This is a genomic window from Cytophagia bacterium CHB2, assembly GCA_030263535.1.
Lineage (GTDB): Bacteria > Zhuqueibacterota > Zhuqueibacteria > Zhuqueibacterales > Zhuqueibacteraceae > Coneutiohabitans.
On sequence record SZPB01000278.1, the window covers coordinates 1 to 8,703 of the forward strand.

Below are 8,703 nucleotides of genomic sequence, written 5' to 3' on the forward strand. Positions count from 1 at the left end.
CGCCGGCGAAGTCGGTCTTCCTCGGCTGCCGCTATTTCGGCGGCGACGTCGAGTACGTTCTCGCCGGCTCCGGCCACATCTCCGGCGTCGTCAACCATCCCGCGGCGAAGAAGTACCAGTTCTGGACCGACGGCAAGCCGGAAGGCGAGAGAGAATTTCTCAAAGAAGAATACGATGCCGCTGAAGGCCATGCCGTGCGGTATTATAAAATCACCACGCCCGCCGGTCAGGTTTACACTATTCGAAATTATGCCGAGAAATCCGGCGACTACTATGGCCCGATCACCGTGCCGCCCGGCCAATTTTTTATGATGGGCGACAACCGCGACAACAGTCAGGATAGCCGCTAGTGGGATTGCCTGCCGCGCGAAAACGTCGTGGGTCAGGCTTTGATGATTTATTTCTCCGTCGTTACCGACAAGCCCTGGCTGGCGTGGCTGAAGAATATTCGCTGGGGCCGCATTGGGAACTCGATCAAATAATTTCGCGACGCCATAAAAAAAGCTAAGGCATACCGTTTTAATAACTTTCTCATTTCCTCGAAACCGCGAATACACGCGAATATGCGCGAAAGCCTTCTTTCGTGTTTATTCGCGTTCATTCGCGGTTTGAGATAGGGGAAAGTTATTTGAACGATATTCCCAAATTGTTCCCAACGGCTAAAACCGGTGCGTGCATATCCTCGGCACTTTTGCAAAGCGTTGGGACAAGCAACATTAACCTCTTCTGAAGCAACTCGTGGCAGACGCCGGCCTTTACATTCACATTCCCTTTTGCGAAAAGCGCTGCCTTTATTGCGACTTTTACACGATTGCCGGCAGCCGCAATCGCATACCCGATTATATCGCCGCGCTGCAACGCGAGATTGCGCTGCGTGCTGCTGAAAAATTTTGGCAGCGGCAAAAATTTGCAACGATTTTTTTCGGCGGCGGCACACCTTCCTTGCTTTCTCCTCAACAAATTGCCACGATTCTCGATTGCTGTTTTGCCCATTTCAAGTTTAACGAAGTTCTCGAAGTTACTCTGGAAGCCAATCCCGGCACGATTGACGGCAAACAAATGGCGAATTACCGCGCCGTTGGCATCAATCGTTTGAGTCTGGGCGTGCAATCGTTCGAAGCAAATGAGTTGAAGCTGCTGGATCGTGTGCATTCGCCGCAGCAGGCGCGGCTGGCGGCGCAGCATGCGCGCTATGCCGGCTTTGAAAATTTGAATTTGGATTTCATGTTCGCCTTGCCGAGTCAAACGCGCCGGCGCTGGCAGAGAACATTGCAGCGCGCGGTCGCGCTCAATCCCGATCATATTTCCGCCTACAATTTGACGATTGAACACGGCACACCGATTTATCACGCGATTCAAAAAGGCGAGTTGGCGCCGCTTGCGCCCGAAGTTGAGCGCGAGTTTTATGCCTTCACCATTGCGTTTTTGGAAGATCACGGCTATCGCCATTATGAAATATCGAATTTTGCCAAGCCCGGTTACGAAGCGCAACACAATATCAAGTATTGGGACGGCAGCGCTTATCTCGGCTTGGGGGCCTCGGCGCATTCCTTTGACGGCAAGCGGCGCTTCTGGAACGTGGCGAATTTGCGCAAGTATCTCGACCGCCTCGCGGAAAATCAATTGCCCGAAGACGGCAGCGAAGAGTTGACCCGGCAACAGCGCATGTTCGAATTTGCGTTTCTCGGATTGCGGCAGCGCCGCGGCATTCCGCTCGCAGAATTTGCGCGAAAATTCAAACAGCCTTTTGAGCAAGTCTTTAATGGCGAGATTGTAAAAATGGAGGCGCAAGGCTTGCTTGTGCGCGAGGCGGATTATTTGAAACTGAGCCGTGAAGGCTTGTTTTTGTGTGATGAAATCTGCGCGCGCCTGGCGCCGTGATTCATCACCATCTGCACTGATCATTATTGCTCCGCCGCGGCATCTGCCGAGTTAAAGCCACAGTCAAACCGTGGCTGAACATTGCCGATGAGTCACCCAACCGGAATAACGTCAGTCGCATCGATTCACCAATAAACATTTTCAAACTCAACGAGGAAACGCATGGGCTTCATGACAGACGCTGTACACGCGGGCCAACTTCCGGAAGAAACCACGGGCGCAGTGATCACGCCAATCTTTCAAACCGCAACATATGCCCAAGAAGCGCCGGCTGTGCACAAAGGTTATGAGTATGGCCGCACCGGCAATCCCACACGGCTGGCATTGGAGAAAAATCTAGCCGCGCTCGAACAGGGCAAATTTGCCTACGCCTTTTCGTCGGGTATGGCCGCAACCTCGACGGTCACGAAGCTGTTGAAGGGCGGCGATCATGTCATTTGTACCGCCAATGTTTATGGTGGAACGGCGCGCTACTTTCGCCAGGTGATGGAGGATTTTGGCATGCAGTTCGATTTCGTTGACACCTCCTCGCTTGACAACGTCGCCAATGTTTGGCGCAATGAAACCAAGATGCTTTATGTCGAATCGCCCACCAACCCGCTGCTCATTCTCTCGGATTTGCGCAAGCTTGCCGGTTTTTGCCGGGAGCGCAACGCCTTGCTGGTGGTCGACAATACTTTTCTCAGCCCCTATTTTCAGCGGCCGCTCACACTCGGCGCGGACATTGTCATTCACAGCACCACGAAGTTCATCAACGGCCACAGCGATGTTGTGGGCGGCGTGGTGGTGACGAACAACGCGCAGGTTGCGGAACGGCTTGCCTTCCTGCAAAACGCCGTGGGCGCGGTGCCCAGCCCGTTTGATTGCTGGCTGATCTTGCGTTCGACCAAAACCTTGCCGCTGCGCATGCGCCAAAGCAATGAAAGCGCGATGACGATCGCGCAGATGCTCGCCGCGGACAAGCGCATTCAGAAAGTTTATTACCCCGGTCTCGCCTCGCATCCACAACGTGAATTGGCTGCGCGGCAGCAACTTGATCCTTACGGCAAGCCGGGATTCGGCGGCATGATTTCATTCGATCTCGCGGATTTCGACACGGCCAAAAATTTTCTCAAAGGCATAAAACTCTTCACTCTCGCCGAGAGTCTCGGCGGGGTTGAGAGTTTGATTTGCCATCCCACCTCGATGACGCATGCCTCGGTGCCGCCGGAAATGCGCAAGCGCATTGGTTTGAGCGACGGTTTGGTGCGCCTCTCCATCGGCGTGGAAGATACGGAAGATTTGATCGCGGATTTGCAGGCAGGCCTGGCGCGCATTTCATGAAGATTGCCGGATACTTTTTCTTGAGCCACTGAAGAACACCGCTCGGCATTTGGAAGCAGCCAAATTTTTAAACCACGGATGGGCTCAAAATTTTACTGATTTTTTGTGTATTGAAATCGTGCCCTTCAAAACGATTTCTGAAATCCGTGTCGATCAGTGTAAATCCGTGGATAAAAATTTAATTTCTGAAAAGTGTTCAGTAGCAAATACCTTCTGCAAATTGCTTTCATCTCCGGCCACTAGTACATTGTCACCATGAAAAATATATCCACACCTGAATGACACATACAACAGTTAAGGTAACAGTGCACTAGTTTTGTTGGCGCTATTTTTATTATGGCGACTCGTCTTGTTATCACCCTCCTTTGCTTGTTGGGTCTGGCCTCGCCCGCCTTCACACAGAATTGGCAATATCACAGTTCCGGACGTTTTGTGATTGCTTATGCTGCCAACGAGCAGAAACTGGCGCTGCAGGTTATTGCAGAGTTGCAACGCCAGCAGCAAGCGCTCAACCAACGCCTGGAGTTTGAACCCCGCCGCACGATTACGATCTTCCTTTGCCCGACGCAATATGTATTCGACTATCTCACGCGTTCCGTTGTCCCGGATTGGGGCGAGGCTGCTGCGGACGTCAGCAATTGGCGTATGTTTCTCAAATCACCCGTGGCCAGCGCAAATCGCGAGTTGAAGCCCGGGACGCTGCTGCACGAGTTGGTGCATTTGACGCTGGCGGAGATGGTGTTGCCGGGGCGCGCCCCGCGTTGGTTTGACGAGGGCGCGGCAACATTGCTCTCCGGCGACACGCAGCATGTTTCGCCAACGCTGATTTCAAGCGCCATGGCGACGCGCTCGCTGGTTTCGTTTGATGAGATCGAAGAGTTGCTCACGTTTCGCAATGCGCAAGCCGGGCTGGCTTATTCCGAAAGCTATCATGCCGTGGGGTATCTCATCCAGAAATTTGGTGAAGACGCCATCGGCCGTTTTGCGCGCGCGCTGGCCGCGCACGAGAATGCACGCGCCGCATTTCAAGCAGCTTTCAACAAGGATTTGTGGGACTTCGAGTCGGAGTACTTCGATTATCTGCGCGCGAAATTTCGTTGGTATTTTTTGTGGGATGATACCGTGTTGTGGAGCGCGGCGATCTTGCTGCTCGTTGTTGCCGGCTTTATTGTCACGCGCCGCCGCATCAAACGCAGAATGCAAGAGTGGGAAGAAGAAGAGAGATTATCGGCGCAGAACGACGCAGATCCAGAAGAAGAAAAATCTTACTGAAAATGCCAGTGTACGGCTTGCATTTTAAGCATTTCCTGATATTTTTCGATTTAAGGAATCAGAATTAACTGACTTTCCCATATCTCAAACCGCGAATGAACGCTAATAAACGCGAATTAGAAATCTATTGGCGTACATTCGCGTTAGTTAGCGGTTGCAAGAAGTGGGTATGTTATTTAAATGGCGTTCCTAAGGAGGTTGGATGCGAATCGCGTTTGCGACGAGTGAATGTGTGCCGTACATCAAAACCGGCGGCTTGGCCGATGTCAGCGGCGCCTTGCCGAAAGCGCTGGCTGAAGCCGGCATGGAAGTCAAAGTCTTTTTGCCGCTGTACGACAGCATCAAGGTGCTGGACCACGATTTGACGTTTGCGAGTGAATTGCGGGACATACCGCTGCAAATCGGCAATTTCAATCTAACCTTCAACGTTTGGTACAAAAAAAACGAAGGATTAAGCCTCGAGCATTACTTCATTGATTGCCCGCACTATTTTCACCGGGGCCGGCTGTATACCTCCGATTTTGATGAAGACGCGCGTTTCATTTTTTTGCAGCAGGCGATTATTTCCATCCTGCAGCGGTATCATTGGGCGCCGGAGGTGTTGCATTGCAACGATTGGCAAACCGCATTGTTGCCGGTTTATCTCAAAGACAAATACTATTGGGATCGGCTGTTCGATCACACCGCCAGCGTGCTTACGATTCACAATCTCGGTTATCAAGGCCGCTTCGGGCGGACGAGCGTGGGCGCGGCCGGCCTGCCTTATGACAAATATTATCCCGGCGGACCTTATGAATTTCATGACTCGTTTTCGTTCTTGAAAGCCGGCATTGTTTATGCAGATGTGATCACGACTGTGAGTGAAACCTACGCGCAAGAAATTCAAACTCCGATTTACGGCGCCGGCATGGAAGGCATTCTCGCGCTGCGGCGCGACGATCTTTTTGGCATTTTGAACGGCATCGACGCGACGCATTGGAATCCCCGCACGGATACACTGATCCCCCGGCGTTACGATTTCGACGATCTTGCCCCCAAGCTGGAAAACAAAAAAGCGTTGCTGGAAAAATTCAAGCTGCCGTTTGATGAAAACGTACCGGTGATCGGCTTGATTACCCGCCTGACGCCGCAAAAAGGTTTGGAACTGCTGCCTCCCGCGTTTGGCGATCTCATGCAATTGCCGCTGCAATTCGTGGTGTTGGGCGATGGCGAAAAAAAATATGAAGATTTCCTGCGCTGGGCGGTGAACACGTATCCCGACAAGATCGGCGCCTACGTCGGTTTCAACAACAAATTGGCGCACGAGATTACTGCCGGCAGCGACATGTTTTTGATGCCTTCGCGCTACGAACCGTGCGGCTTGAATCAAATGTACAGTTTGAACTACGGCACCGTGCCAATCGTGCGCCGCACCGGCGGCCTTGCCGATACCGTGCACGACTATCATGAATTCAACGGCGAGGGCAACGGTTTTTCCTTCCGCGATTTCACGCCCTTCGCATTGTACACCAGCGTGCAACGCGCGCTCGCGTTGTTTCAGCAAAAAGAAATTTGGCGGGAGATGATGCGCCGCGGCATGCACGCAGATTTTTCCTGGCATAACGCGGCGTTAAAGTATTTGGAAGTTTATCGCCGGGCAAAAAGCCGGAGAGGGTGAAGCGGCGGGTTGCGCCTTATCCGAGCAACAGCGGAAAGGCGTAGAGGCACACATTCAACAACAGCAGCGTCGCCAGAATTCCCCATGCGCAACGATTCTGGCGAGGGCCGTCGCGGCGAACGGAACGATAATAAATCATCCATCCCACAGCAAGCAACAGCGTTTCGAGCAAAAACGCGGCCGGCGATGAAAGAGTTTGCACACCCAAGCCGAAGGCAAGGTCCGGACCAAAATTCGCAAACGGCAAATCGTGGTCATGCAGCAGCCAATCCAACGGCCAATGCGAAAGCACGCCCAGGCTCAAAGGCGCCGCCCAATGCCTTTGCTCGGAAGCGCCAATGAAGAGTAAAAACGTGACTATCGCATAGAAGATCGACCAAAAAAGAGAATGCGAATATACCGCGTTCGAAAAATCATACTGCAAAAAGATGCCCTCGGGTTTGAGAAGAATCTGTTCTTGCCCCAACCAGACGAGAATGAGCCAAATCCAATCCAGCAATTGCACCGCAAGGAGCAGCGGCAGCAACGGCGCGCGTTTGAATCTGGCTTTGAGCGCGAGACCGACGGCAAGATGTCCCATCAGCATTGATCCGCCTCACGCTGCCGTTGCCGGCGATCAAGTTGCCAGACAACAATCGTCGCCAGCAACGACGCCGTTGCATAAAAAATCAAAAACAACCCTGCCACACTCCCTCCTTCGATTGAATCAAGTCGTCATCTCTCTCGCAACACCGCCAGGCGCTGCTGCGACGTTTGCACGGACTTCCGGCTGGCCGGATAACGCGTGATGACTTCGCGATAGAGGCGGCTGGCCTCGTCGAATTCTCGCAGACGCTCGTGTGCTTGCGCCGCGGCGATAATGCCCTTTGCCGCCCATTCGGGAGAATCATCATAAAAAGGTTTCAGCTTGAGCCATTCGGCAATCGCCTGGCGCTCGTTCTGCTCCTGCACATAGCTTTGGCCAAGATCAAACTGCGCCTCGGCGGCGATGTCTGCTTGTTCGAACTTGATGGCTTCGTTGAAATGCGAACGCGCCTGCGCGAGGCGATTTTGCGCCAGCGCGAGCTTGCCCAGTCCCAATTGCGCCAGCGCTTGCGTGCGTTGCGAGGTGGATGCCTGGCGTAATTTTTCGAATGTGAGGCGGGCTTCCTCGAATTGGCGTTCAGCGATTTGTATGACGCCGATGTGATAGGGCGCGCGCTGAGCGAAAGGATGCAACGGATGCGTTGCTAAAAGATTTTCGTAAGTCGCGATCGCACGGGTCGATTCACCCATCTTTTCCAAATGCTCGCCGGCGCGAAACAATGCCTCGGCGCTGTAAAAAGACGCCGGATACGATTCCGCTTGCCGCAAAAAGGCAACGGCCGCCTGCGTGGTGTCGCCGTTCTTCTCATGACACAAGCCGGTTTTGAACCAGCTTTGTTGCGCTGCCCGGCTGCCGGGGTATTGCTGCGCTATCTGCGTGAACGTTGCAGCAGCCAGATCATAATGCTGCAATTGCAGGTGAAGTTCGGCTTTGTGCAGCAATAATTCCGATACGATGCCGGGATCCTCAAACCTGTTCAAATATTTATCGACCAGCGCGAGAGCTTCGGCACGGCGGCCTTGCTGCGCCAGCGCCCATTGCATGCCGGTAATCGCTTCATCGATACGCTCGCTGGCAGGATAGTTGTCGATCAAGTTTTGATATGCCGCACGCGCCTGCTCATATTTTTGCAATTTAAAATAACATTCGCCGAGTCCGAATTGCGCTTCCGCCGCGTGTGCGCTATTACCGAAATGAATCAGCACCTCGCTGAACTCGCCGAGCGCACGTTCATATTCCTCGGCATGAAAATAAGCGCGGCCCAGCATAAGCTGCGCCGCCGCCGCTACGCGGGATTGTGAATGCTGATGCGCGACTTCGCGAAAGCTTTCAATAGCGGGACGAAGCTGGTCGCTCTTGTACAAGCACATGCCGATTTGAAAATGCGCTTCCGCTGCCTGACTTGGCAGGGGCTTGAGGGTGAGCGCGGTGCGATAATATTGCAGTGCTTGTTCGAAAAGCCGCTGCCGGGCAAATGCCTCGCCGGCGTGCAACGTCGCTTCGATTTGAAGGTTGGGATCATCACTGAGCGCCGCCGCTTGCGCGAAGAAGACGGCGGCTTCTGCCAATTGATTGCGCTCCAGTGCCGCCCAGCCCTTACCGTAATAGGCCTCGCCCGCATGCAGCGACTGCGGCCATTGCGTTAGAAATTTTTCATACTGCTGCTCGGCATCCTCGGTCTTGCCGGCTTTACTGCTCGCTTCTGCCAGCCAGAACTGCGCCTCTGCCGCCAATTCAGGTTCCGGATTTTGCGCCAACACTTGTTCGAAGCCGGCTTGCGCTTGTTCAAATTTTCCTTGTTTGAATTGCGCCCATGCCAGTTGGTATTGCGCGCGCAGCGCATCTTCGTCATCCGGATAAGCTTGCAGCGCTTCGGCGTAAGCCGCCTCGGCACGGGCATAGTCTCCGGCGCCCAGGCGGCATTCGCCCATCATATATTGCGCCGGCGCTGCGCTGGCGCTGAGCGGATGGCGCACGACGATGT

The 8,703-nt window shown here is 53.6% G+C and carries 7 protein-coding genes; 5 read left to right on the top strand and 2 right to left on the bottom strand.

The annotated features are described in order from the left end of the window. The 5 genes from FBQ85_21785 to glgA form a co-directional block, all read left to right on the top strand. Window positions 1–350, top strand: a 350-nt coding sequence (locus tag FBQ85_21785; protein ID MDL1877771.1) for a hypothetical protein, incomplete at its 5' end; no start/stop codon positions are given. 376 nt (window positions 351–726) lie between these two features. After that, window positions 727–1,881, top strand: coding sequence for a radical SAM family heme chaperone HemW (gene hemW / locus FBQ85_21790; GenBank protein MDL1877772.1), 1,155 nt, complete (start codon window positions 727–729; stop codon window positions 1,879–1,881). A 162-nt stretch (window positions 1,882–2,043) separates the two neighbouring features. After that, a complete protein-coding gene (locus FBQ85_21795) occupies window positions 2,044–3,204 on the top strand; it encodes a PLP-dependent transferase (protein MDL1877773.1) in 1,161 nt (386 codons plus the stop codon). Between the two features lie 336 nt (window positions 3,205–3,540). Further along, window positions 3,541–4,476 carry a hypothetical protein gene (locus tag FBQ85_21800; protein ID MDL1877774.1) on the top strand — a complete coding sequence of 312 codons (936 nt, stop codon included), beginning with the start codon at window positions 3,541–3,543 and terminating at the stop codon, window positions 4,474–4,476. A gap of 202 nt (window positions 4,477–4,678) precedes the next feature. After that, a complete protein-coding gene (gene glgA, locus FBQ85_21805; protein MDL1877775.1) occupies window positions 4,679–6,133 on the top strand; it encodes a glycogen synthase GlgA in 1,455 nt (484 codons plus the stop codon). Between the two features lie 16 nt (window positions 6,134–6,149). Here glgA and FBQ85_21810 read toward each other — a convergent pair whose 3' ends face one another. Together FBQ85_21810 and FBQ85_21815 are read right to left on the bottom strand one after the other, a co-directional pair. Beyond that, window positions 6,150–6,719, bottom strand: a complete 570-nt coding sequence (locus tag FBQ85_21810; GenBank protein MDL1877776.1) for a hypothetical protein — start codon at window positions 6,717–6,719, stop codon at window positions 6,150–6,152. Window positions 6,720–6,847: 128 nt separating this feature from the next. Beyond that, a partial coding sequence (locus tag FBQ85_21815; GenBank protein MDL1877777.1) for a tetratricopeptide repeat protein occupies window positions 6,848–8,703 on the bottom strand: 1,856 nt, incomplete at its 5' end.

What these genes read in the sequence shown, in the direction of transcription:
- FBQ85_21810 (MDL1877776.1), bottom strand. Translation starts at nt 6,719, where the DNA reads ATGCTGATGGGACATCTTGCCGTCGGTCTCGCGCTCAAAGCCAGATTC.
- glgA (MDL1877775.1), top strand. Translation starts at nt 4,679, where the DNA reads ATGCGAATCGCGTTTGCGACGAGTGAATGTGTGCCGTACATCAAAACC.
- FBQ85_21795 (MDL1877773.1), top strand. Translation starts at nt 2,044, where the DNA reads ATGGGCTTCATGACAGACGCTGTACACGCGGGCCAACTTCCGGAAGAA.
- FBQ85_21800 (MDL1877774.1), top strand. Translation starts at nt 3,541, where the DNA reads ATGGCGACTCGTCTTGTTATCACCCTCCTTTGCTTGTTGGGTCTGGCC.